Source organism: Leptospira hartskeerlii (assembly GCF_002811475.1).
Taxonomy (GTDB): Bacteria; Spirochaetota; Leptospiria; order Leptospirales; family Leptospiraceae; genus Leptospira_B; species Leptospira_B hartskeerlii.
On sequence record NZ_NPDL01000004.1, the window covers coordinates 132,444 to 157,847 of the forward strand.

The 25,404-nt window shown below is 39.6% G+C and carries 23 protein-coding genes; 10 read left to right on the top strand and 13 right to left on the bottom strand.

All coding sequences use genetic code 11. The features are described 5' to 3' along the window. Positions 1-6 precede the first annotated feature (6 nt). Both CH352_RS08380 and CH352_RS08385 read left to right on the top strand, forming a co-directional pair. Positions 7-915 carry a tetratricopeptide repeat protein gene (locus CH352_RS08380; protein ID WP_100705269.1) on the top strand — a complete coding sequence of 303 codons (909 nt, stop codon included), beginning with the start codon at positions 7-9 and terminating at the stop codon, positions 913-915. 79 nt (positions 916-994) lie between these two features. Then, positions 995-1,885, top strand: a complete 891-nt coding sequence (locus CH352_RS08385) for a tetratricopeptide repeat protein (RefSeq protein ID WP_243396180.1) — start codon at positions 995-997, stop codon at positions 1,883-1,885. Here the strand turns inward: CH352_RS08385 and folP are convergent. Further along, the gene (gene folP / locus CH352_RS08390; RefSeq protein WP_423789674.1) at positions 1,873-2,772 is read right to left on the bottom strand and encodes a dihydropteroate synthase; all 900 of its coding nucleotides are present in this window, start codon (positions 2,770-2,772) and stop codon (positions 1,873-1,875) included. The genes CH352_RS08385 and folP overlap by 13 nt on opposite strands. A gap of 51 nt (positions 2,773-2,823) precedes the next feature. Here folP and CH352_RS08395 point away from each other — a divergent pair, with 51 nt between their 5' ends. The 4 genes from CH352_RS08395 to CH352_RS08410 are packed head-to-tail and all read left to right on the top strand — an operon-like array spanning position 2,824 to position 7,959. Then, complete coding sequence (locus CH352_RS08395; protein ID WP_100704857.1) at positions 2,824-4,902, top strand: OmpA family protein; 2,079 nt, start codon at positions 2,824-2,826, stop codon at positions 4,900-4,902. Positions 4,903-4,911: 9 nt separating this feature from the next. Beyond that, a complete protein-coding gene (locus tag CH352_RS08400) occupies positions 4,912-6,066 on the top strand; it encodes a DUF1577 domain-containing protein (protein ID WP_100704858.1) in 1,155 nt (384 codons plus the stop codon). 5 nt (positions 6,067-6,071) lie between these two features. Further along, a complete protein-coding gene (hisS, locus tag CH352_RS08405; RefSeq protein WP_100704859.1) occupies positions 6,072-7,394 on the top strand; it encodes a histidine--tRNA ligase in 1,323 nt (440 codons plus the stop codon). A gap of 52 nt (positions 7,395-7,446) precedes the next feature. Then, positions 7,447-7,959 (top strand): phosphatase PAP2 family protein, encoded by a 513-nt coding sequence (locus CH352_RS08410; RefSeq protein WP_165780138.1) that lies wholly within the window; start codon positions 7,447-7,449, stop codon positions 7,957-7,959. Here CH352_RS08410 and CH352_RS08415 read toward each other — a convergent pair. The 5 genes from CH352_RS08415 to CH352_RS08435 form a co-directional block, all read right to left on the bottom strand. Next, entirely contained in the window at positions 7,906-9,075 is a 1,170-nt protein-coding gene (locus CH352_RS08415; protein ID WP_100704861.1) for a Re/Si-specific NAD(P)(+) transhydrogenase subunit alpha, read from the bottom strand. The genes CH352_RS08410 and CH352_RS08415 overlap by 54 nt on opposite strands. A 78-nt stretch (positions 9,076-9,153) precedes the next feature. After that, positions 9,154-10,089, bottom strand: a complete 936-nt coding sequence (locus CH352_RS08420; RefSeq protein ID WP_423789675.1) for a UDP-glucuronic acid decarboxylase family protein — start codon at positions 10,087-10,089, stop codon at positions 9,154-9,156. Further along, positions 10,082-10,954, bottom strand: a complete 873-nt coding sequence (locus CH352_RS08425; protein ID WP_100704863.1) for a M50 family metallopeptidase — start codon at positions 10,952-10,954, stop codon at positions 10,082-10,084. Before CH352_RS08425 ends, CH352_RS08420 begins: the two co-directional genes overlap by 8 nt. Before the next feature lie 29 nt (positions 10,955-10,983). Continuing rightward, complete coding sequence (locus CH352_RS08430; RefSeq protein ID WP_100704864.1) at positions 10,984-12,678, bottom strand: methyl-accepting chemotaxis protein; 1,695 nt, start codon at positions 12,676-12,678, stop codon at positions 10,984-10,986. A 171-nt stretch (positions 12,679-12,849) separates the two neighbouring features. Next, on the bottom strand, positions 12,850-14,088 hold the full coding sequence (locus CH352_RS08435; protein WP_243396181.1) for a DUF445 domain-containing protein: 1,239 nt from the start codon (positions 14,086-14,088) through the stop codon (positions 12,850-12,852). A gap of 65 nt (positions 14,089-14,153) precedes the next feature. Between CH352_RS08435 and CH352_RS08440 the strand changes: the two genes are divergently transcribed. The 4 genes from CH352_RS08440 to CH352_RS08455 are packed head-to-tail and all read left to right on the top strand — an operon-like array spanning position 14,154 to position 16,844. After that, on the top strand, positions 14,154-14,627 hold the full coding sequence (locus tag CH352_RS08440; protein WP_100704865.1) for an LIC_10042 family TonB-like protein: 474 nt from the start codon (positions 14,154-14,156) through the stop codon (positions 14,625-14,627). Then, positions 14,620-15,141, top strand: a complete 522-nt coding sequence (locus tag CH352_RS08445) for a UpxY family transcription antiterminator (RefSeq protein WP_207766622.1) — start codon at positions 14,620-14,622, stop codon at positions 15,139-15,141. The genes CH352_RS08440 and CH352_RS08445 overlap by 8 nt, the downstream gene beginning before the upstream one ends. A 2-nt stretch (positions 15,142-15,143) precedes the next feature. Then, positions 15,144-16,112, top strand: a complete 969-nt coding sequence (locus tag CH352_RS08450) for a KpsF/GutQ family sugar-phosphate isomerase (protein ID WP_100704867.1) — start codon at positions 15,144-15,146, stop codon at positions 16,110-16,112. Positions 16,113-16,118: 6 nt separating this feature from the next. After that, positions 16,119-16,844 (top strand): type I 3-dehydroquinate dehydratase, encoded by a 726-nt coding sequence (locus CH352_RS08455; RefSeq protein WP_100704868.1) that lies wholly within the window; start codon positions 16,119-16,121, stop codon positions 16,842-16,844. 4 nt (positions 16,845-16,848) lie between these two features. On the opposite strand, the gene CH352_RS08460 is transcribed toward CH352_RS08455, so the two are convergent. From CH352_RS08460 to CH352_RS08490, 7 genes are all read right to left on the bottom strand, one after another. After that, positions 16,849-18,360 (bottom strand): tetratricopeptide repeat protein, encoded by a 1,512-nt coding sequence (locus CH352_RS08460; RefSeq protein WP_100704869.1) that lies wholly within the window; start codon positions 18,358-18,360, stop codon positions 16,849-16,851. A gap of 111 nt (positions 18,361-18,471) precedes the next feature. After that, positions 18,472-20,085, bottom strand: coding sequence for a GMC family oxidoreductase (locus tag CH352_RS08465; RefSeq protein ID WP_100704870.1), 1,614 nt, complete (start codon positions 20,083-20,085; stop codon positions 18,472-18,474). A 5-nt stretch (positions 20,086-20,090) separates the two neighbouring features. Beyond that, positions 20,091-20,594 carry a hypothetical protein gene (locus CH352_RS08470; protein ID WP_100704871.1) on the bottom strand — a complete coding sequence of 168 codons (504 nt, stop codon included), beginning with the start codon at positions 20,592-20,594 and terminating at the stop codon, positions 20,091-20,093. Between the two features lie 73 nt (positions 20,595-20,667). Continuing rightward, positions 20,668-23,187: a ribonuclease R family protein gene (locus tag CH352_RS08475; protein WP_100704872.1), complete on the bottom strand. Its 2,520-nt coding sequence runs from the start codon at positions 23,185-23,187 to the stop codon at positions 20,668-20,670. After that, a complete protein-coding gene (gene tsaB / locus CH352_RS08480; RefSeq protein WP_100704873.1) occupies positions 23,184-23,873 on the bottom strand; it encodes a tRNA (adenosine(37)-N6)-threonylcarbamoyltransferase complex dimerization subunit type 1 TsaB in 690 nt (229 codons plus the stop codon). Before tsaB ends, CH352_RS08475 begins: the two co-directional genes overlap by 4 nt. Continuing rightward, positions 23,870-24,430 carry a tRNA (adenosine(37)-N6)-threonylcarbamoyltransferase complex ATPase subunit type 1 TsaE gene (gene tsaE, locus CH352_RS08485; protein WP_100704874.1) on the bottom strand — a complete coding sequence of 187 codons (561 nt, stop codon included), beginning with the start codon at positions 24,428-24,430 and terminating at the stop codon, positions 23,870-23,872. The genes tsaB and tsaE overlap by 4 nt, the downstream gene beginning before the upstream one ends. 8 nt (positions 24,431-24,438) lie before the next feature. After that, positions 24,439-25,296 carry an Hsp33 family molecular chaperone HslO gene (locus CH352_RS08490; protein WP_100704875.1) on the bottom strand — a complete coding sequence of 286 codons (858 nt, stop codon included), beginning with the start codon at positions 25,294-25,296 and terminating at the stop codon, positions 24,439-24,441. Positions 25,297-25,404 lie beyond the last annotated feature (108 nt).

Consider the following 25,404-nt stretch of genomic DNA (forward strand, 5'->3'; position numbering starts at 1 on the left):
CCGGATATGACCGAAGCCGATATCAAACGAAAGTTCAACGAGGCTTTAAAACTCGAAAAAGAAGGGAAAATCTCCCAGGCGGCCAAGGTATATTCTGAAATTTTGGGAATGAATCCCAAATTCCAAAAAGCCTATCTGAACCTCGGGGCTCTTTACTCTCGAACCGGCGATTCGGAAAATGCGATAAAGACTTACCAAAAGGCACTCGAACTTGGAAAGACCACTGAGCTTTACTATAACCTTGGAGTAGAACTTTATAGACTCGGAAGTTTAGATGCCGCAGTTAAAGCGCTCAAAAGTTCTCTAGAATTAAATAAAAAATATCTAAACTCTCATCTACTTCTTGCATATTGTTATAAGCAGTTAGATCGTCCGGACAAATCAGAGTTATATCTGAAGAATGCGATCAAATTAGATCCTAAAAATAAAACAGCTTATGCAGCACTTGCTACTATCTACTTCGATACTGAAAAATGGGAAGAGGCTTTAGCCGCAGCAAATACTGCCATCCAAATCAACCCGAATGATCCTAGAATGGAAATCCTGATGACGGAAATCCATGTTAAACTTGGAAATTATAAACAATCATTCGAAACTCTTAAGAAAGTTACTACAACCGCACAAGGATTCGTACAATTCAACGACTCCATCAAGGAAGCCAGACAAAAGCCGAAGCCGGAAGAGAAAGTTTTCTTCGACAATCTGGAAGTTCTAACCAGAAAGAAATTGGACGAATTTAAAGATAAACTCACTCTTTCTAAAGAAAATCCTCAGGATTTCGAAGCTCCAGAAGCACAGGACGCGCTTGATCTTTCTCTTATGTATTTGTTTCATGGAGATACAGAGCGAGCTTTAAAGTATTTATTGTATGCGCAGAAAAACCTACAGGAAAATCCTACTTCTGAAGCCGGTTAATCTTTTTCTTTTACCCTTTCTTCTATTCTTCTCTTGTCTATATCCAATCAGAAACAACGAACAGATCGAAAACGATCTCATGTTTCTTTATCTTCCCGCAACAGATTATACAAGGGAAAAGGTAGACTCGATAAAAAGCCCTTGGGAAGCAAAATCGCATAGAGGAAAAGCAATCCCTGCTCCAGACAAAAACAATCTGGGAATTTTATTCGTAAGATTCTCTCTTGTCGATGATGCCGAAGAAGAGTTCCTGAACTCGCAAAAACTTCTCCCTAATAATCCTATACCATCACTCAATCTATTACGTTTATATTATCTAGTGGACGATATTTCAGAAGCTAAAAAGTTCCTGGAGAAATTCCTAAAACAGTCTCCTACTATAGAACGCAAAAAATTCGAGAACCTTCTGATAGAAGCCCAGAGAGAAGAAGAATTAGTAATTTATAGAGATGCACTTTCTACAATTCCAGGCCAAGAAGTCTACGCTTGGGAAGGTTTGGCAGAATATTTTTTCTCCAAACAAGACTGGTCCAAAAGTTATTATTATTTGGAGAAAATCCTACAACAAAGCCCATTCCATAAGAATGCAAGGGGGCTCATGTTGAAGATGGCCCATATTTTAGAAAAATGGGATGATGTTTTGGTCTTCGGACTCAGCTTAAGCGGAACCGGAGAAAGAATCCCCGAATTAGAATATTATATCGCTCATGCATATTGCGAGAAGAGAAGATATACAGAAGCATTAGATTGGCTAAACAAAGCTCCGGAATCTGAAAAAGAATCTTTGGTATTTTTGGAATTATGGAAACTTTCTCTTCTTTCTAAAAATCCTAAGGCAGATGTTTCTCCATTACTTCCTTATTTTAGAAGATTAAAATCCAAAGGTCTCCAATTCACCGAAGAAGAGTTTTTTCCTACTCTGACTCCGGAAGGCAAAGAAGCAATGGATAGAATTCGTTATGGACGATAGTCGCTTCGCTCCTGAAGCCCGCGTTGCGGACTATAAACTCCGTGAGACATTTCCCAGGTTTTCATAGCTAATAAAAAAGATTTGGGAGAATGAGTTCTGATCATCTGAACTCCTTTGGACCAAAGATATATTTCCGAGATCGCAGTCGGGATAATTCTATCTTCTACAGGCAAACCACCGAGAGCATTTCCTAAAAAAGATTTTTTAGTTACTGAAACCATCAAATTCGGAAACTCAGAAAGAATTTCAGCAATCTTGGAAAGAATTGCAAAGCTTACCTTATAGTCAGGACTTAAAAAAAATCCCATCCCTGGATCTAAGATCAAACGATCTGCAAGGCCTAAACTTTCGAAAGTTTTTGTCCTCTCTCTAAAGAATTCCAATGCAAGTGGTACAACTGTCTCAGGTTTTAGATCTGAAAATTCCGAAGCCTTGATAGAATGATCTTGGGAGAACATCGCAATATATTTTGTGGACTTGTCACTTGCACCTTTTAGTAGATCCAAACTTTCAGGATCTACAAAACCCCTGATATTATTGATATAATCCACATCTGCCTCTAACGCCTTTTGGATGACGTAAGGCCTGAATGTATCTATTGAGATTGCAACCTTCTTCTTTTTTAATTCGGAGATGATCTCTTTCATTCTATTCCATTCCGTATCTTCCGAAATTGGTTCCGCCTTTATATTGGAAGATTGGGCCCCAATATCAATGACATCCGCGCCTTCTTCAATTAAAGATTTCGCCTTGGCAAGAGCCAGGTCCTCGCGGAGGTATTTTCCCCCGTCCGAAAAAGAGTCACTGGTTATGTTCAAAACTCCGAATAAGATCGGTTTTGGAGGGAAAATTTCTTGCTGGTTTCTATTCGGCAGGTCGGATTCCATCTTAGTTTCCATCTTGATACTTGGGGTCTTTCTTCCGATACTAATTACAAGATGTTTTTTTACAATCCAGGAAAAGGACCCGTTCTAAAACGAAATCATTTTCTAAGCTCCGTTCTTGCCGGAACTCTTTTGTTTTTTTTATATTCCTGGGATGGATCCGCCCAACCTGTTCCTACACTCTTGGAAAGAAATTTTGGATCTCCTTTAAACACGCAAAACGTAGAATACAATCCCATCATCAGTCCTGACGGAAGATATTTGATCTTTCAATCCAATCGTCCAGGCGGAGAAGGAGAGATGGATATCTGGCTCTCTGAAAACGCAAACTATAAAAAAAGAGATGGAGAAGCTGATTGGAAGAAGCCGGTCAATCTAAACCAGGACATCTGGGAACAGAATAAGAAGGAACTTCCCTCCGGAGAAAAAAAATCCAAACTATTCAATACCGATAAGTACGAAGGTGGGATCTCGATCAGATTCGACGAATTAGGAAATCCCGAGGAAATTTTTCTGACTTCTATCCGAAACGTAAAAGCGGATAGAGAAGGTTTTGACGCATTAGATATTTATTATACTAAGAGAGATGAAAAAACAAGGCGTTGGAGCGACTTGATCGGTATCTCCGAGATCAATTCTAACTTTAATGAAAAGATGCCGGCGGTTTCTCCAGACGGAAAATTTCTTATCTTCTCTTCTGATCGACCTGGCGGATCTGGAGAATACGATCTTTGGGTAAGTTATAAAAATCTTTCAACGGGAGTTTGGTCGAGTCCAATCAATCTAGGATCGGAGATCAATTCCAAAGCCAGTGAAATTCTTCCTTATGTTCATCCCGATGGGGAACAATTATACTTCTCCTCTAATAGAGAGAATGATCGCAAAAAGTTTTCCTTATATCGTAGCTTCTTAAATCTTCCGGGAAACGCCGACATAGAAGATGCGGAAGATAAACTGACAATTTCTAAAACGAATCTTCCTCATCCAGTTCCGGAAACAGGAAGTTTAGAAAAACTGCCTCATCCATTTAATTTAGATAATACAGAAGGGATCGATTCAGAAGGAATTTCTTTCGATCACGAGGGGCTTTGGGCTTATATTTCTTCCAACCGAAACGGAGGGCAGGGCCAGTACGATATTTATAGATTCCAAGTTCCTGAAAATCTGAGGAATTCCTACGATGTATCCTTCCAGGGATTGGTCCTAGATGGCTCAGAAGCTACAATGATAGGCCTGGATGCTACAATCAAAATTTCAGATAGTATTGGTCCTTCTCGTACTATTACTTCCAGAAGAATAGGTGGGGATCTTTCTAAAGGAAACCCGACTAACTTTAAAACCGTTTTAAAAACAGGAAGATTGTATAAGGTAGAAATTTCTTCTCCTGGTTTTTATCCCACTGAGGACAAGCTCGACTTACGTGGAAACGTAGAGAGAAATAAGAAAGTTAATAAAACTTATGTGCTTCTGCCTATCAAAGATGAAGAGAAAGGTAAGATTGTTAACACTGGTGATGGGGATAAAGGAAAGGGACTTAATGTAGTAGTCGTAGATGCCACTACTAAAGAGCCAATTACTGGAGCGAGCGCTACAGTTTTTACTCCTAAGAATAGACAGGGAGAAATCTTAAAATACAACAGTTTGTCAAAAAATTTCCATATCGAGTTGATCCCCGACACTGATTTCGAAATCTTTGCAAAGGCTGAGAAATATATTTCCGAAAGTGTTAATATCTTGAAGAAAGATATTAAACCTGGCTCTACGATCTCTATCGCATTAAGGAAAGATTCGGAAGTCCCAGCTGTTTTAAGTACTAAACTCTATTTTGAATTCAATAAGACCGAGGTGACTGACGCACATCGCCGACAACTCGATCTGATTGTAGACTATCTCAAGAAGAATCCGTCGGATAAAATAGAGATTGGGGGCCATACGGATAATATAGCTTCCAAAGAATATAACACTCGCTTAAGCGGGAACAGAGCACGGAAAGTTTTTGACTACGTTCGTAGTAAAGGGATCCAAGCTTCTAGGTTAAAAACCAGAGCATATTGGTATTCCAGACCTGATGAAGATAACTCTACCGAAGATGGAAGAGCTAAAAACAGGAGGGTCGACTTCCGTAAGCTATAAGGAGAGCAAATGGAAGTCGAGTACCGATCTTACCTACAATCACCAAGAATTTGGGATACAATCAAAGATCCTCAAAAAGTAGGTTATATTCTGAAAGAGTACGTGCATAATAACGGACTCTTTCTGAAAGAAAATCCCTTAAAACAAGAATTGCAAATCTTACAAACCACTCCTGAGGGAAAAATTTTCCTTAGGATAGATCCGGAATATGTTAACGAAGAAGGCGAAATCACAGTTTACAAAACCTTAAGTAAACATATGGAGATCGGCTTTAGAGTCGATTCAGTAAATCATGAAGATGGATTAGTGGTTTGTTCTCCCGAATATGTAAGAATAGCAAAAGACGGCCGAATTCTTCCAAGGGTAGAAGGCCTACAAGGCAAAGTAATCGCGCACAGATTTCATATGGTTAAGAAGGAACAAGATTCTACCAAAGTATTGGGAACATCCGGCCAAATCCTTTTGACCGACTTACACAAGAGTATCTTATCTGAATATCCGTATTCCAGATTGGTATTTCCAACGGGAAAGGAACTTAGCTTAGAGCAGGACTTAGCAAAACGTACCGGTAAAACTATCTTTGTAAAAGATGCGATCAATATGGATCCTCTTTCCCAAGAAGAGGCAAACGGCTTTAATATTTTAGATCTAAAGCAAGAATTAGAAGATGAAATGATCTTGGAAGATAGAACCAAAGTTTATCGTTCCGGGAAGATACAATCTTTCGCGATCTATCCAATCTATTACAAAGACCCGTCCGGATCAAAGCTCGTTGCTTTAGGTTATGCGGAGACTAAGGACAGGATTTTGGATCCCGCTATTCTGAAAAAATACGCAGAGTTAGAAACTGTGTTTAACGATAGGATAGAAGACTCCAACACTCTGGACATTGATATCCGTCAAAACGTAGTCAATGCTTCGGAAGGTGGAATTCTTTTGGAAGTAACCGAGTCCCAGCTAGTCGAATCATTTCTGCATAAACCTTTCTTTACTGCGGATATAACTTTTAAAATGCAAGCTCCGCTAAGATTTGCATTCAAAATCCGACATATTTCTCAGATCGGGGAAATTTATCTAGTCGGTGCAGAAATAGTTGGCTCCAACGATGCCAAGACGAATATGACTCTATTAAAGAAGAATTTAAGCTTCATTAAGAGCGTCTAAGAGACTTGGAAAAACAGAAAGCCTTTTTACCCACAGCCCCATACAAGGGGACGAGAGATTTTTATCCGGAAGAAATGAGATTCCGAAATTGGATGTTTTCCGTAATGAGGAAGACAGTCCAATCTTTCGGTTATGAAGAATACGACGGCCCCATCCTAGAATCTTTCGAACTCTATCTAGCAAAAAGCGGAGAAGAGATCGTGCAAAGACAATTGTACGATTTCACGGACAAAGGAGATCGTCATGTTGCGATCCGTCCCGAAATGACTCCTACTCTTGCAAGAATGGTAGCAGGAGAGGTCAGAAATCTTGCTAAGCCTATTCGTTGGTTTTCCATCCCGAACTTATGGAGATATGAACAACCGGGCAAAGGACGTTTAAGAGAACATTGGCAGCTCAATGTAGATCTGTTCGGTGTAAATTCTTATAGAGCAGAAGTTGAGATCATTCTGATCGCTAACGCTATCTTAGAAAATTTTAAAGCTCCAAAAGGAAGTTACCAGATCAAGGTTTCTCATAGAGGTATCTTGGATTCATTTTTGAACCAAACTCTGGCTTTAGCTCCCGAAAAAGCTCACGCTGTTTCCAAACTTTTAGATAAAAAATCCAAGATCAGCAAAGAAGCTTTTGAAGAAGAGATCAAACCTCTACTTTCTAATCCGGAAAAACAATTAACTCTAATTTATAGATATTTGGACACAAATCTCCAAACAATAGGAGAATTAGAAGGTATAGATCCTTCTTCTGTTGAATTTATTAGAAATCTTTTTTTAGATCTAGCCTCCTTAGGGATCAAAGACCAACTCGAATTCGATCCTTCGATCATTCGTGGTTTCGATTATTATACAGGTTGTATTTTCGAAGTATTCGATACGAATCCTGAAAATAGGAGATCCTTGTACGGCGGAGGAAGATACGACAACTTGATCGGATTATTCTCCAATGAACAACTCTCAGGGATCGGTTTCGGATTAGGAGATGTAACCTTCAAAAACTTTTTAGAAGGACATGGACTCGTCCCTAAAGATCTGAATTCTAAAAATGCTGTTTTAATTCCTTTGATGGAAGATAGAGTTTTTCCGGAAGTTTTGAAACTTGCTGAAGAACTTAGAAAAGAAGGAATCGGAGTGGAAACAATGCTTGAGTCTGCAAAACTCGGCAAACAAATCCAGACGGCTGAAAAAAAAGGATATCGTTTCTTGATCTTCTTAGGAGAATCCGAAATCTCTGAAAACAAGGTTCAGTTAAAAGATATCGCTTCGGGAGAGCAATCTTCCGTTTCAAGATCCGATCTGATCTCCATTTTACGGAAATCCTTACTTGGATAAGAATACTTTGGAAAAATTATCCGCTTTCGAAAGAATCGATTATGCGATCGCGATGTTTATTCGCGAAAAAATCCATTCTCAGACTCTGAACCGAACTCTCTCCAGGATCAATCGTGGAGAGATGATGTTAGTTCTTATTCTTCCTTATCTTGCATATGCTGCATGGAAGGGAATTCTTCCTTATCCTTGGTGGATTGTAATTCCTTATGCGGGGATCGTTGCCTATGCAAATGATCGTTTTGTTTTAGTATTAAAGAAATTAATCGCGCGTAAGAGACCGTTAGTTACTGTCGCTGGAAAAGTGGATCAAAACCCTGACATGAAACATTCTTTCCCTTCTGCTCATGCATCTAACTCGATGACAGCAGCATTGATCTTAGTGTTTTTGTTCGGTTTTCCGGAATGGTTTTTGGTGCTGAGTCTTTTGGCGGGGATCGGAAGATTATTATCTCTTCACCATTTTCCCTCCGATGTGCTCGGAGGGTGGTTGATAGGAACCTGCTTCGGAAGTTTAGGCCTTTTTCTTGGCCGCTGGCTTCTTCCCTTCTTGTTTGGAACCACCTAAGGCATCCAAAGTAAGTTTGTGACGGATCTCTCCTTCGTGAGTGATCGTTGTAGAAGCAATGACTTCGTCGTTTAAATCAAAGTTGATCTTCTTCTCTTTAACCAATAGTTTCAGATAATTTAATACGTTCTTAGCGAACATTCTGGAAGCGTCGGAAGGAAGAGAACCTGCCAAGTTTTGGTGACCAACTATGGAAACTCCGTTTTTAGTTAAGACAACCTTACCGTGTTGAGTGTACTCGCAGTTTCCTCCGTTTGGAGAAGCAAGGTCCACTACTACGGATCCGGCTTTCATTCTATCCACGATCTTTTTAGTGATGATGATAGGAGCTTTTCTTCCTGGGATCAAAGCTGTAGTGATGATTACGTCCGCTTTAGCTGCGAACTTTTCGATCGCTTCTTGTTGGCGTTTTTTGTAGTCTTCAGTTTGTTCTACAGCGTAACCACCCGCAGCTGCGGAGTGAGTTGCACCTTCTACCTCAACGAATTTAGCGCCAAGAGATTGAACTTGCTCTTTTACTTCAGGACGAGTATCGAACACATCTACTACTGCGCCTAACCTTCTGGAACTTGCAATTGCTTGTAATCCGGCAACACCTGCACCGATGATGAGTACGGAAGCGGGAGTAATTGTACCAGCAGCGGTAGTCAACATTGGGAAGAATCTAGTCAAATGATTAGAGGCTATAAGAACAGCTTTGTATCCGGCAACGGTTGCTTGAGATGAAAGAACGTCCATTGACTGAGCACGAGTGATACGAGCAATCGCATCTAAGCTCAATACTGTAACTTTTTGAGCTGCAAGCTTTTTGATTACCTGAGGATTAACTGCAGGCTGAAACATTCCTAAGTAGAAAGCTCCTTTTTTGATCTTAGATAAGCTTGCACCATCCGCTAAGTGAATACTCACAACTAGATCGGATTTTTTTAGGATATCCGCGCGAGATTGAATCGTCGCTCCGGCTTTTTTATAATCTTCGTCGGAGAAATAAGAACCTTCTCCGGCGCCTTTCTCGATGATAACAGAAGCACCGATTTTTTTTAAAGCGTCTACTACGTCCGGCGTTACCGCTACTCTAGTTTCTTCCTTAGCTTCTTTTAAAACTCCGATATTCATACAGCCTACTCGAAACTCAATTTTTCGGTTAAATTCCCTTATAGGGGAAAAGTAGGTCCAGATTTTCTCGGCGAACGATTAATCCAAGTGATTTTTGAAATAATCGACCGTTTTCCTGATTCCTTCTAATAAAGGAACCTTAGGTTCATAACCCAGTTTTTGTCTAGCTAAAGTCAGATCCGGCTTTCTGCGGGCAGGATCGTCTTGAGGAAGAGTTTTATAAATGATCTTGGAAGAAGAGCCGGTCTCTTTTAAAACTAACTCCGCTAATTCTGTAACCGTAAACTCTCCGTCATTCCCCAAGTTAACAGGACCGTTGAAGTCCTGGGTGTTCATCATTCTGATGATACCATCCACAAGATCATCCACATAACAAAAGGACCTGGTTTGAGAACCATCTCCGTAAACTGTGATATCTTTTCCTGCAAGTGCTTGGACCACAAAATTACTTACAACTCTGCCGTCGTCAGGAAGCATACGAGGTCCGTAAGTATTAAAGATACGGATTACTCTTATGTCCACTTTATGATTTCTGTGATAATCGAAACAAAGAGTTTCAGCGACCCTCTTTCCTTCATCGTAGCAACTTCTGATACCGATCGGATTTACATTTCCCCAATAAGTTTCCTTTTGAGGATGCTCGATCGGGTTTCCATAAACTTCGCTGGTAGAAGCTTGTAAGATCCTCGCCTTTACTCTTTTAGCAAGACCCAACATATTCATTGTACCGAGTACATTGGTCTTAATTGTTTTAATTGCGTTGGACTGATAGTGAATTGGGCTTGCAGGACATGCAAAGTTGTAGATCTGATCTACTTCGAGTCTGATCGGCTCAGTGATATCATGACGTATTAGTTCGAAGCGAGGATTGGAGAGAAGTTTTTCGACATTCTTCTTTCTTCCTGTATGAAAGTTATCCACACAGATAACTTCGTTACCTTCTTGTATCAATCTTTCGCATAAATGAGATCCGATAAATCCGGCTCCGCCGGTCACTAGCACTCTATTAGCCATCAATTCTCTCGATATCCATAAATTCCGGAGGAAGAGGTTTACCGTTCAGATCCAAACCTCTGCTTAAAAACCATTCCAATACTTCCGGAGTTACTTCTCCGGGAAATGGATTGTCTAAACCTAGCACCGGCCCTTCATCAAACCCTGGAGCCTCAACCGGAACCGGACGAGGAGCTACCGCTCGTTTCAATGAAAAGAATATGATGGATACGCTAAAAAAGGACCAGAGCAGAGCAATCAAATATCCCAAGAACAAAACCGATTTCGGAACGGCTCCGACAGGAGAAGTTCCAGTAGCCCAATATGCTAAGATACCTGCATCAGTATTTTGAACATTCTCCGTAAAATCCAAAAGATCGTACAGACTGTATAAACTTACACTGGTCCCTAAAAACACAGTGATCAATCGATCCCAACCGAATGGAAGAAAAGAAGAGACCAAAAGAAAAATCCCCCAAAGTAATCCAGTCCTCTGAGCAAGCCCTCCGGAAGAAGTGTACTTTAAAGTGAGTAATAAAACTGCCCCTCCCAAAAGTAACAAAGTGGGGCGAACCAGGCTTCCTTTGAATCCTCTGTTAATCAAAAATCCTCCGACTAAACAAGACCCCAAATAACCTGCGGAAACTACGAAAATAAAAGGACTTTTACCTGATGTAGGAGATGCAACAGTTTGTCCTGCTTCGTCCCCGTTCAGTTCTATCATTTGCACGGAACCGCCGGAGATCAAAGTTGCAATCGCATGTCCTGCTTCATGGATAAAAACCACGAAGTCTTTTAGATAAGAAACCCAACCATGATTCCAATAGGAAAGAAGAGTCACTATGATCGCGAGTAAGAGCGCAAGCCTTAGGAAACGATTCTCCATTCTAGAATCAATATCGGCTTTTTTGCGATTTAATCTGTTTTAAAATGGCTTAAAATTCCGCCAAATTTTTGAGAATGTTCCAGAGTATCTTTCACTGAATGTCTGATATTTTCAGAAGTAGCGGCTATATCTTCTGCGGATTTAGAAATTGCGCTCATAGAGTCCGAAATTTCTTCAGCAGAAAGTTTTTGTTGTTCTGAAGTTCCGGCCATCATCTTTCCTAATACCAAAACCTGATCGGAACTACTGCGTATTTCTCCGAGTCTTTTGGATTGTTCTAACAAAAGACTTTTTACTTTAGATGCAGAATTATGGACTTCTTCAATATAGTTTTGAAGATTTTCGAATACGTCTACCGACTGTCCTACTTTCTGAGCACCTTCTTCCACCGAGTTGGATGTACTTTTTACAAGATAAGTGATATCTTTGATACTCGACTTGGTTTGTTCAGCAAGTTTAGAGATCTCATCTGCAACCACCGAAAATCCTTTTCCTGCTTCTCCTGCTCTTGCTGATTCAATCGAAGCATTTAATGCAAGCATGTTTGTTCTTTCAGAAATACTAGTTATAATACCCACGATCTTATTGATCTCATTGGAATAAGAACGTATCTGTTCCATCGATTGAATTGCTTCATTAAAGATCTGTTTTGCTTGATCAGCTTTATTCGCTACATTCCCCGCCTGAGACTCCAAGTTCTGCATCGATTCAGAAGTTTTTCCCAAGGACATATCGATAGAACCGATGCTATCATTTACATTGGATAAGCTTCTTGTCTGCTCGCTAATAGTTAATACAATCTCATCAATCGTTTTAGAAAGTTCATGGGAAGCTGCCGCCGTTTCTTGAACCGCGTGTGCTTGTTTTTGAGAAACTCTTTCGAAAGAACCTACTGACTGGAATAATTCTTCATACAGTTTTAAGTTTCTTTGGTAGTTCTCTTTCATTTGGACAAGAAGTCCCCAAAGACTGATGGTCATACATCTGAAATTAGAATAAATTCTGTCTGCGTCTTCTATTCCCTCTTTCCTTGGAAATTCAGAAGCAAGATTTCCATTCACTACCTTGCCCACGATCTCTAAAGTTTCAGACATTTTCTTTTTAAGTTTATAAATAGTTCTCAAACAAAGAGAAAATCCAAAAACCACCGCAAGGAAGGTTACAGTAGAAGCAACCGGGTCGGTTACAAATAATTTCAAACCTAAGTAAGAAGAAGGTATAAATATACAAGCGAATGTAAAACTTACAAGAGCAAGATATCCGAATTTCACTCGGATTGAATTTATGAAAGAAAGGAATGTCCTAAAAAGTTTAGATTCTCCATTCAGTCTTGCAAAAAGTTTTTCCGCCTTTTCGATTTGTTGTCTATTCGTCTTCTTGCGAACAGACATATAACCGGTGATCACTCCATTCTCAAGAACGGGAGTGACAGTGGCGTCCACCCAATAGTGATCTCCATTCTTAGCGCGATTTTTAACGATCGCATTCCATGGATGTCCGGATTGAATTGTGTTCCAAAGATCTTCGTAAACTATGGGAGGTATATCAGGATGACGGACTATATTATGAGGTTGGCCCAGCATCTCTTCTTCTGAAAAACCGCTTACATTCGCAAAATCTTGGGAAACGTAAGTGATCCTTCCTTTTGAATCGGTTCTGGAAATAATTACCGCCGATTCAGCGAATTGAATTTCTCGACCTGTAACCGGTAGGTTCTTTCTCATATTCTCAGTAATTTTTTGGAGCCAAGTTTGGTATAGCGAATTTAGAAGAATCGCTTCTTGATTTTATATATCGAAATGTAAAAGACCGTTCATTCGTAAAAAAAAGCTTAAACAGTAATACTTTCGGATTATTTTTATAGAAGGGTCCGTCTAACAAACCGACCGCGTTCCTTACTTTATAAAAACAAGATATGCTTGGATACAGCCAGCGATACCTCCAAGGATTGCACCTAAGCTGATTAAGGTGGCTTCATCTTCCTTAAAGACCGAATGTAATAGATGTTCGAATTCTTCCGGGGGTAGTATACTCAAATTCTCGAAGACCAATTTCTCTATCTCTAATCGCTCTTCAATATAATCTTTCATTTTGTCAGCAGTTTCAGGCACTAATTCCAAAATGGAATTTGCGATCTTCTCCTTTAACTCTTCCAGTTTTTTAGAACCTAAGATCAAAGAAGCATAGGGAATTTTTTTCTTTAACTTCTCATCCATAAGTTCTTTGGATTTGGAAAGAAGTTCCGTAATAATCAAATCTCCCCCTTTCCCTTTGAAGATCACGCCGATCAAACTTTCCGGATCTAAAATTTTGCCCGCTACAACAGATGCAAATTCTCTGGAAACATCTATCTGCCTTTTTAAGAAAAGACCTTGGTATTTAAAAAATATAAAGTTCTTAGGTCTCAAAGGAGAGAAGATCATAAGGATCGCTAGCCAATTAGTGATATAACCTACGAAAATTCCCATGAGGGGCATAGTCCACCATTGATTCAAATATGCGATGAACATAATCTGGACGCAGCCGATCAAAAATCCGAAATAGATCCCGGAACGAATAATAAATCTAAACTCTGGTCCTCCACATCTTTTAAAAATTTCAGAAAGAATATTTGCATTTTCTCCTGAAAGAGATTCTTTAATTAAATCACCGATCCCTAATATACCTTCCAGGTTTTTGCCGAAAGAAGTATAAATCTCCTCTATCTTCTTTGGAATATCTTCTCTGATCTCTTTTTCTAAAATTTGTTTTGCTTCTTCCGGAACCATCTTCCAGATCACAGGGTTGTCTGCGAAAAATATGTCTTTGACTATAGAGGAAGATTTCTCTCCGATCCTATCTCGGATCAGATCCGAAATTTGGACTGGATCGATCTTTTTATATAGATCGTAAGGACGGATCAGTCTTTCCATCATTACATTCGAAATGAGTCCTGCCATTTTTTGGGAATGTCTCGGAATGATACCCTGCCAACCTAAAATTCCCCACCCTCTATACTTAGTAGGATAGAAGATCATCTGCACCGCTATATAGTTTGTGATCCAACCTACAAAAGAGCAGGTTACCAAAATCGAAATGATCTCGATCGTAGAACCATGAACAGAATCGAAAGATTGCATCGGGCAGAGTTTCATAGGTCCGAAAATTCGATTCAAGAAAAATTCAATATTTATTATACTTGTAAAATCGTATCAATCCAATGGGATCCAGAACTTCATTTTTCATTTCTCTTTCAATTCATGCAGTGCTCTTTCTATCTTATTATTTGGTCCGAAATTTAAATCCTGAAAATTTTTCAGAACAGATCAAACTCAGCCTTACCAAGGGACAGATCCCAAGTGTACATTTTTCACTTCCTAAAAGTTCTGGAGAAGGACCTGATACTTCTTCTGATTCAGGCCTGGCAGGAACTCCGGAAGCTGAGATTGAAAGATTTAAAAACGAGATCCATTTTCCTCCGGAAGCTTTGGAACAAAGATTAGAATCCGATTGTTCTTGGGAAGTGGTGATAGGGTCTAACGGAACGGCCAGAAAAGTAACTACTATCAAACCTTGCAAATATAAGGTTTTCGAAACACAGTTCAGAAGGTCAGTTTCTAGCTGGAAATTTCAACTACCGGAAGGGAATATAATAATTATTCCAGTATCCTTTCGCATTGAATCTGATGAGTGAATCTTCCAAATCATGGTATGCAGTTTATACCAATTCTAGGGCGGAGAAGAAGTTAGCACTAGAACTTTCTAAAAAGGGAATAACCCAATACTTGCCGATTATCTCGACCAAAAAACAATGGTCTGATCGGGTCAAAACGGTTCTGATCCCTGTTTTTCCTTCTTATGTATTCGTAAAAATTGATATAAGAACGGAAAAATTAAAAGTTTTGGAAACTTCGGGAGTAGTAAAGTTCGTTTCGATTGGGGAAATTCCTCTCATAATAGATGAGGAAGATATTGATGCGATCCGCCAACTCGTGACCGAGTATCCCGATAGAATTAAGATCGAAAGGGAAAAGATGCTGGCTCCCGGTAAAAAGGTACTGATCAAAAACGGACCTTTTAAAGACATAAGGGCTAGAGTAATCCGAAAAGGAAGTAAATCGTCTATTCTTGTTTCCCTTTCCGGAATGGATACTACAGTATCCTTGGAATTGGATTCGGAATTACTAGAAACAGACGAGGAGAATTAAAAGTGGGAAATACATTAGATAAAGTTAAAAAAGCTTTGGATACTGAAATCGAAGCAATCCTTCATTTTAGAGAAAATCTAGATCCAAATGTAGAAAAAGCAGTCGATCTGATCTTCCAATCTAAAGGAAAAGTAATCGTAACCGGAGTCGGAAAATCCGGAGACGTAGGTAAAAAGATCGCGTCCACTTTATCTTCCACAGGAACTCCTTCCTATTTTCTGCATCCATCTGATGCGGCCCACGGTGACGCCGGAATTTTAGCACAGGGCGATGTGGTTATCGCAATCGGTAAGAGCGGAGAAAGTGAAGAATTACTCAACCTTCTTCCGACCATAAAAAGTATTGGAGCCAAATTGGTAGGTTTAACTGCAAACCCTGGGTCCAGATTGGCTTTGGACTGCGATATCGTAGTTTTAACCCCAGTATTAAAAGAAGCATGTCCCCTCGAACTTGCACCAACTTCTAGCACAACAATCGCATTGATGTTAGGAGATGCGATTGCAATGGCATTAATGGAACTTAGAAATTTTCAAAAAGAAGATTTTGCATTATATCATCCTGCAGGGAGACTCGGAAAAAGATTATCCCTGAAAGTGGACGATGTGATGAGAAAAGGAGATAAACTTGCAAAAGTAAGTTCCGACGCAAGTTTAGAAGAAGTTCTTTCCGAGATCACAAAGAAACTCGTGGGTGCAACTGGAGTTGCAGACGCGAGCGGGAAACTAATCGGATTCGTAACAGATTATGATATTAGAAAATTATTAAATGACGGAAAATTAGATAAATCTATTAAAGCTAAAGATTTGATGAACTCTAAACCTACCGTATTCGAAAGTGGGATCATGGCTTATGATGTTTTACAATCTATGGAAAGAAGAGAAAAACCGATCTCAGTAGCTCCGATTGTTTCGAAAGATGGAGTCTTACTCGGAATCGTTTCTATCCACGATCTATTGCAAAAAGGACTCTGATCTCCAATGAGCCGGAACGATTCTCAAAAAATATGGATCATTCTTACATTGAATGAAGAGGAGTTTTTTGGATTAAAAACTCTTCCTAAGGCCGATTTTTTGGAGATCCGTTTGGACCAATTTCGTTCCGACAAAGATGCTCCGGAAAAGATCTTACAAAAAATAAAAGATCTAAATGCATCTTGCGTATTCACCTATAGACAACCGGAAGATTCCAGCTTGAAAAGTTTAGGAATTTGGAATAGAGAGGGTGTTGCTCCTTTACTCTCCGGATTAGAATCAGGAAAACATTATATAGATCTAGAATTGGATAAAGATAATCCGGTCTTTAATGGAATAGACGAGGATCGTTTCGGGATCATTCGATCTGTTCATAGTTTTTCAGGAATCCTAGATTACGAAGAATTACTCTTTTACTTAAGACCAGTCACAGAAGAAGTTTTAGCAACTGTTAAGTCGGGACTTCCTTTTCAAAGGATTTTTAAAATTGCAGCGCTTCCAAAGAATGGGCAAGAATCGGAAGAATTTCAACATTCTGCTCTTAAACTTGCTAAGCTATGTGCAAAACAGAATATTCCGATCGGATTCTGTGGAATTTTAATGGGAGAATCAGGAAAAGAATTTAGGATCTTTCCTGAAAAGATAGGATCCCAATTTACTTATTGTTGTTTGGGAGAACCAAAGGCTCCCGGCCAAGTGGATTTGGAAACCATGCTTTCTAAAAGAAAATAAACGATCAGTCCCTATCTTGGGAATCGTCGTCTTCTTTATCGTCTTCCGATTTTTTACGATCTCTGGTTCCAGCTCTGGTTTCTAAAAATGTTTTAAAACCTTCGTCGGATTTGAACTTCTTGAATGCTTTATCTTTTTCCGCAGATGCCCAATAAGAAGATTTGATACTTCCAGATTTTTTAATATAGGACATTGTCCTTTCTTGGTCATTTTTCTCTGAGTAACATTTTGCTAATAGATAGTAGGCTCCCGCAGAATCTTCTACCTTTTCCAAATGATTGATCGCTTTATCAACAGAACCGGTATATAGATAGGTTTTACCTAAATAAAAATTATATTCTCTGATTTCTTCTTCGTCCGGTTGGACAGCATGGAAATATTTGAGAGCTTTTTCATAATTTCCGTTATTTGTATAATATCTGGCGAGTTTTAAGATACCATCGTAATAGACATCGGGAAGATCTTTCAGCTCCGGATTTTCTTTTTCGATAGCAGCACCGATCTCCTTCAAAAGATCGTAACCTTCTTCTTTTTTGCCGATCTGTATCTTGCAGAGGCCGATATACATTCGGATCTCTCTGGTTTTTTCTCCGTATTCGAGAGCTTTTTCGGCGGTTTTGATCGCGTTATCACAATCCTTTTGCTGCCATTTAATTTTGGTCAGACCGATCAAAGGAAGGACTGTATGTTTATTTGCATGCGCCTTTCGATAATACTTAGTCGCTTCTTCGAAATTTTTCTTTTTATGATAAGCGGCCGCCTGGGTCAGATGCGTATAATATAATAATTTTTCCCTTTCAGAAGGGATTTTAGGCTCTATGCGATTCAGAACTACAAGAGCATCGTCATAATTTCCGAGTCGAACAAGCAAAGCCCCGTACTTATAGCCGTACTCAACATTCTCCGGTTCTCCTTTCACTAATCCGGAAAGAATGAATTCAGACTTAGCAAATTCTTTTTCATTATAATAAGCTAATGCAAGTCTCCAAAGGATCTCTTTATTATTAGGATCCTGTTTTAATTTTTTTTCTAGACTGGAAACACTTTCCTGTTCAGGTTCTTCTTCATGATAAACAGGTTTGCGAGGTCCACCGGAAGAATATCTCTCTTCTGCGGCAGCTCTGATCTTTTGAATATGAGAAAGATCCGGATCGATCTTTAGTAACCGATTGGAATAAGAGATCACTTCTCCGTAATCTCTTTGATAATTATGGTACAAGATGATCTTTGTAAGAGAGTTAACCAGATCCTTTTTCGGAAGATTTAAACTGACCGCTTTTTTGAATGCTTGGATGGATTTAGTATAATCTTTTCTACTCTCATAGATATAACCCATGTACATCCAGGCCTCGCCGGAAGAAGGGTTTCCATCATTATACTTTTGGAATTGTTTGAGAGCCTCCGTGTAGTCTTTTCTAGAATAAGCTTTTTTACCTTCTTTCATATCTGCGAAGACAGAATTGGAAAAGAAGAATATACTAAAGCAAATCAGTAAGGAAAAGAAGCCCCTAGCCATACTAGTAAGACCTACATTTTCCCTCCGAATACTACAAAAGAAGGAAGGCATTTATCCAATTTTGGAAGAGAACGCCACGAATAAAGTGGAATTCTCGCCTTTCATAAGGAATTATTTATTTCCTAAAACCTCTGCCTTTCTTTGAGCTAAGGCTCTTGCGGCTCTCAGATTCACGCTCATTGTCGTAATTTGAGGATTTACGGATAATCCTGTAGGATATACAGAAGCATCCATTACGAAAATATTCTTATGACCATAGAGTTGGAAGTCCATATCCACCGCACCTAGGTCGGGTGACTGAGCAGCTTGAATAGAACCATGAGGGTGAGCGGAACCGATTGCGATCTTTCCAGGCTCGATACTCTTGTCTAAGATCCAGTCAAACTTGGAATTTTTATCTACTGCGATCGGTTCTTCTACATCAGGGAATGGGAATATGATCGCCTTTGCACCTGCAGCAACTTGCACTTCTGCGAGAGCTTTCAAACCTTTGAGTAGATTTTTACCGTCAGTAGGAGTGATCTCGAAATAAACTTTTCTTCTTCCTAAAGACCATTTCACGGAAGCATTTGCTTCTCCGTCTGCTCCGTCGCGAACAAGCACAATCCCAGCACTCATATTCGGATACTTTTTCATAGCATCGAATTGTCTCTGTCCATAAAAAGGAATAAGAGAACTTGCTAAGGTAGGACGGAATGGAGCTACTTCTAACCAATAGCCATAACCAGTATTGTCCTGGTTATGGCCGTCTTTGATCACTGCAGATTGGGGAGGTCCGGAGAACATGTTAATCGTCTCATCAAAGATAGCAAAGTTTGTACTTGTAGGATGGACTTTTAAATTTCTTCCCACCCAATCGTTTCCTAGTCCGGATCTTTGCAGTAATGCAGGACCTTCTATCGCACCTGCACTTACTATAACAACTGGAGCGTCGATCAATACTTTTTCCAAAACATTGTTTGGCGCTTTTTCATAAGGATCAGGAGTAAATTCGGCAACTACAGTTTTAATATCTCCATCCTGGATGTATTGCGCTCTCATATTCGAGATTACAATAGCACCTGCTTCGATTGCGTCAGGTATCCAAGTTAAGAATGCCGATTGTTTTGCATTAATAGGACAACCCAAACCGCAACGACCAAGTCCTATACATCCTCTATTATTATTCTTTAATACTTCAGGGTGTAGACCTAAAGCTTTCCCACCTTTCATTAAGGTGTTATTGTTCGAGTTGATCAAGTTTTGAGGAACTTCGTGGACTCCAATTCTCTCGTGGACTTCTGAAATATAAGCGTCCATTTCCTGTCTTCCGTATCCTTTCCAACCGAAACGGGAATCCCATTCGTTGGTCACATAATCAGGAGGATAAAGAGAAGTTTGCCAGTTTATGGTAGTAGAACCTCCGACGGTTCTACCTTGTAAGATGGAAAGAGTCTGCTCTTCAGCAATGATAAATCCCGCATCTCTATATAATCTTGCTTGAGAAAGGAATTCATCCCCGGTGAATTTTGCAGGAGTGAAATATCCGCCTTCTTCGATCAGGACAACTTTCCATCCTGCTTTAGCTAGAGTGGCAGCAACAACTGCCCCTCCCGCTCCCGAACCGATGATGACCGCTTCTGCTTGTAATTTCCAAACTCCGTCTTTGATCCCGTTTTCTTTGATCAAAGATTCATGTTTTTCCGGAGTAATGATCTTATAATTTGCTTCAGGAATCGCTCCCATAGTTCTTAACCTCTATATCCCACTAGTTCGTTATAATCTCTTTCCATAGAAACTAAGAAGAAGGACAACTGGCGCATGATGTTATAAGCGCCTCTTTTCAAAGATAAGGAAGAGTTTTTCCAGGAAAGAAGTCGTTTCTCTCTATCTTCTTTGGAAAGTCCCACCATAGAGGTGAAGGAAAAATCCAAAGCAAGAGAAACAAGAGAAGAGCCCGGCAAGAATGCCAATAATTTCAAAACGGATTCAGTATCGATCGGATACGGATGACCATAGATGTACTTATCCGCGGCCACTCCTAAATCGAATCCTTGGATTGGATTTCCTACAAGGAAGACTTCTTCCAATGATTTGAAAGCGAGATATTCAGAATCACTCAATCCATTCAACTTTGGAATAGATCCAGGTTTGCAGGAAGCTTGAGGAACTAGGATAGCCGAGATGGCCGCCGTTTTGAACAAAAACTTTAGAAAGCGATTACGAGAAACTTTCTCATCCAGAAACGATTCCAATTCTAACTCCTAAACCTTGTTCGAAAAAACAAAGTTTGCCGTAACGAATGTTCTGGAATATGTTCGACTTTGTCTATCCTTTCTTTTGGAATTTTTTCATCTTCACGTAAATTTTGATTTCTTCAAAATCAATTCTATCTAATTCAACAGGAAAGGTTTCACCTAACGAATATTGTTTGGTATATTTTTTAGAATAGAATGTGAAATCCGTCTCTGCTTGCAGCTCACCTTCGTCAGTAAATTCTATTGCAGGAATGATCGCTTCCACCGGAGGATTGTTCAATTCTACAAATGCAACCGCTGCTTTAAATCCTACAAGAGTTGCAGAGAATTCCTTGATCCCTGTTTTTTCCAAAAACCTACAGGCCTTCAGTTTATAATAATCCCTTTCAGAATCCGTCGCCTTCCTCTCTTCATGAGAAGTGTGAAGACCCATTACTTTAATATCCTCTTCGGAATAAGGTTCCTGATCGGAGAGTAGAATACTTTCTAAAACTCTATGACAGACCAAATCGGGATATCGACGAATGGGAGAAGTGAAATGACAATAATCTTTGAAACCCAATCCCCAATGTCCCAGATATTCGCCTGAATAATAAGCCTGCATAAAACTTCTCAAAAGAGAAATATTAAAGAGACGTTCGGCGGGACTTCCTTCTATCACTTGCAAGACATTGCGAATGGATTCGTAAGTTATATCCTGCAATTGCGCTTTGACCCCGTTCAATCTTAGAAAGGAATTTAACATTTCCAGTTTTTCTACATCCATCGGTTCATGAACACGATAGAGAGTAGGTCTTTCTTTTTTGCGAATATATTCGGCGACTTTGATGTTTGCGGAGAGCATAAATTCTTCGATCAAGATATGAGCCTGCAGTCTATCCACAGGTTTGATCTCAATTACATTGTGTTCTGAGTCGGTAACCACCTTGGTCTCTTTCAGATTCAGATCGACTCTTCCAGAGTTCAATCTTCTCTTTCTAAGAATGTCCGCAAATTTCATCATCTGAAAGATCCAATTCTTCGGATCTCCGGATTTAATCTCTTCTTCTGCCCGATTGTAAGTATATCTTTCCTCTACGCGGATTATGGATTTATAAAATTTTGCATGGAAGATAGTTCCGCTCCAATCTGCTTCCATCTCCACTGTGAATGCGAGTCGGTTCTTTTTAGCCACAAGACTACAAAGATTTTCGGAAAGTTCAGGTGGAAGCATAGGAACCACTCTACTTCCCAAATACACGGAAGTTGCTCTAGAATAGGCCTCCACGTCCAGAGCAGAGCCTGGTTGTACATAATGAGAAACATCTGCAATATGAACGTAAAACCTGATCTTCTTACCCTCATCTATGAAGGAAATCGCATCGTCAAAGTCCTTGGAATATTCTCCATCTATTGTGATAGATTTGAGCTGCCTCAAATCCACTCTAGAGTTCCAATTGTTCACTGTGGATTCGTCTACTTCGTCGGGAAGTTCTTCCAATTTTATTTCCTCAGGATAGAGGATTGTATAATTGTACTTCATCAGCATTCTCATCAGATCCGTGTCTTCTTTAGTATCCGACTCGAAACGGACAAAGTGTGCTTCGTATAGATTTTTTTCGTGATCAGAATCGTGTTTCAAGGTTACGATCAAAACATCGCCAATATTGATCTCATCTTGTAGATCTTGGAGTAATGTTTTACGTGGAAGGAACCCTTCTTTCAGATCTCCTTCCATATCTAAGAAAGTCCCGATTATAAATTTATAATCTTTCTCAGTGACCTTCATTCTATAAAGTTCACGGCCTCTACGCAGAATTGAGACAACTTCGCCTTCTAATTTTCCTTTGCGGCCGATACCTGTGGGAAGAATTTCCACGAGGTCTCCCTGGATTGCAGAAGAAGTGTATTGACCGGGAACAAATACTTCGGTTCCGGTAGTCAGCTTTACGAAGCCGTCTCCTTTTTTACTTAAGGATATGGTTCCACTTAAGGTTTGGTTAGGGCGAACAATGATATTCTTTTTCTGGATCTCTATCAGACCTTCTTTCTCGAAAAAGATCAAAATTTCCTCTGCAGAACGTTTTTGTTCTTGGGCTTCCCATTTTTCTCTTCTAAAACCTTTTTTCTGCCCCGCATGTGCTATGAACTTAGAGTATATCTCTTGCATAGATAGGACCTTTCCTGCTTTAGAACGGAAAAATTTTAGAAGTTTTCTGCCCGGCTCATTCTCTCTTTCCCAATCATGGCTTCCGAATTTTTTATCGTAAAATTTGGGCTTTGATGCCGGAACATGAGATTCCGGTTTAAATTCTTTCTTAAATTTCGGAGCCTTAAATTCTTTTTCTTTTTTATGCGAAGAAGGGAGTGGAGGCGGCGCTGGAGTTTTTACTTTTTTCTCCACCGGAAAAACTTCGAGTTCTGAAGAGCGAGAAGACTTATGATCTTTTTTCCTTTTAGAAACCTTCTCCTTTGCTTCCCTGAGTTTTTTTCTTAAATCATTATCTTTCGATTCTTTTGGAATGGATCGTTTATCCTTTTCAATATTCTCTTTGGTTTTTGTTTTTTTCTTTGTTTGTATTTGTTTAACTAATTTCTTTTTTTGTGTCATGTATAATATACCTTAGGCTTGTCGTCAGCGTAAGTTCCTCTTAGATAATTCGGAACCAATTGCAAATACGAATGATCTTCCGGCTTAGATAATGCCTTTTTGATCTCGCTAGACTTCTCCAATAAACTCGCTTCCGGTGAAGGAAGACTTTCTTTCATATTTGTTCCCGCAAAAAATTCGGGAGAGTCGCTGAACTTAATTCCTGTAAGATAAGAGCCTATCCTATCTTCCGGGATGGTTTCCGGAATCATATCCGGAGCAATGTCCAAGGTGCCCCAATATCCTCTGGAGTCTCTTAGACCGAAATAGATTTTCCCTTGTTTCGCTTCAATTCCTACACAGACGGGAGATTCGGATTCCGCATAATACTGGCAGGTGTACAATTCTAAACTATCAATTCCCAAAACCGGAATATTCCAGATCTGTGAAAAGTTCCGTGCAGTAGCCACGGAGATCCTGATCCCAGTAAAAGACCCGGGACCGGTTGCAGTCACTATTATATCAGGTTTTTCCCAATCGGATACCTTCAAACAATTGGAAATTTCTTTAATGAGCAAGAGAGAAGATTCTCTATTATGTAATTCTCTGTACTCGGAAAGTTTTTCCAGATTGCCGTCATCCGTTTTAAGATAACATCCCACTAAGATCCAAGAGTTGGTAGCATCGAAGAATAATATTTTTGTCATAGGATTTTCTCCGACTTCAGGAAAGATTCAATCTGTAGATCGGGCCTTCTCCATTCTTCTCCTAAAAATTGGATCTGCAGATTTCTAGTATCTTCGTCAGCTTCTTCCATATTAATTTTAACACGGAATTTTCTCTCTTTAAATTCAGGTTCCGCTTTTTCCCACCATTCTATCAGAGAAATCCCTTTGCCGTTCCAATATTCTTCAAAACCCAAGTCAGAAACTTCTTCCGAAGAACCGATCCGATATAGATCAAAATGAAAGATCTCTAATGGATCTCCCGATTGGTTTTGGATTCCTGGAAAAGAATACTCATTCATCAAAGTATAAGTAGGAGAATTTACAAATAGATTGGATTTATCCAATCCAGGTTTCAAATGATCCAACAAAGCCTTCACAAGTTTAGAAACGAATGTGGTTTTGCCTGAGCCCATTTTTCCGGAAAGAAGAAGTAGGGGAAATTTTCCCTCTTTCCAGACAGCCGCGACAATCCCTGCAAGTTTCGAGACAGGAATATCGATAGAATCTAAGGTAAGATTTTCAAACCGTCCTGACATTCTACTTTCTAAAATAACTCTAAGACCTGTGCCTTTGGAAATCTATAAATAGAATTACAGAATTCGCAGGTGACTTCGATCTGTCCTTGCTCTTCTGCGATATCCATTGCTTCTTCTTTTCCTAAATTTTGAATGAGTTCCTTGATCTTCTCTTCGGAACAATCGCATCTGTATTCAGGTCTTCCCGTTTCTAAGATCTCGAATTTTGTATTCCAAGATGATTGCAGAATTTCTAATGCTTGCGAAACAGTTCCTTCGTAAACTTTGGATTTTTCTTCTTCAAGTTTTCCCGCTAATTCTCTTACTGCATCTATATGTTCCTGTCTTGCTTCCGGCAATGCCTGTAAGAATAGACCTTTGATCCTCCAGTGCAAACCTTCCAATTTAATATAAGCTACTAAAAAGGAAGGAACCTGCTCCGAGTCTCTCAGATAGTTTTCAATGTTTGCTTCGAAACTTTGGTTCCTAAAAGGAACGATAGATTGATAGATACATTCTCCGTCTTTCCAACGGAATACTTTTAAGATCCCTAAATTTTCCTCGGAGATCTGTCCGGATTCGATATCTTCTTCCGGACGGTGTCTTAGTGTCGCCTTTAATTTTCCATCACGAGTACTATAGGCTAGAACCGAATGTATCTCTGTGTCGTCGTAAAAGCGAATTTGAACGCTTACTTTTGTGTCTTCTTTTACTAGATCCGCTAAGAAGAATGCAGCAAGCATTGTCCTTGCCAGAAGCTCTGTCCCCGCATCGTCGAAACCGTGTAAGTTAGACGCTGCTGTTACTGCGTAGGAAATTTCGGCTGAGGAAAAACGGAAATGAACGTCGGGAAGAATCCCATAATGGTATATGTCGTGATTTTCCATGCAATGTTTGGATTCCCGACCTTCTAGGACGAGGTTCTAATCTATTCTCCCTGAATCGTATCGAAAAGACAGTATTTTTTCCGAATTTCAATAGGAATTCCCGGTTTT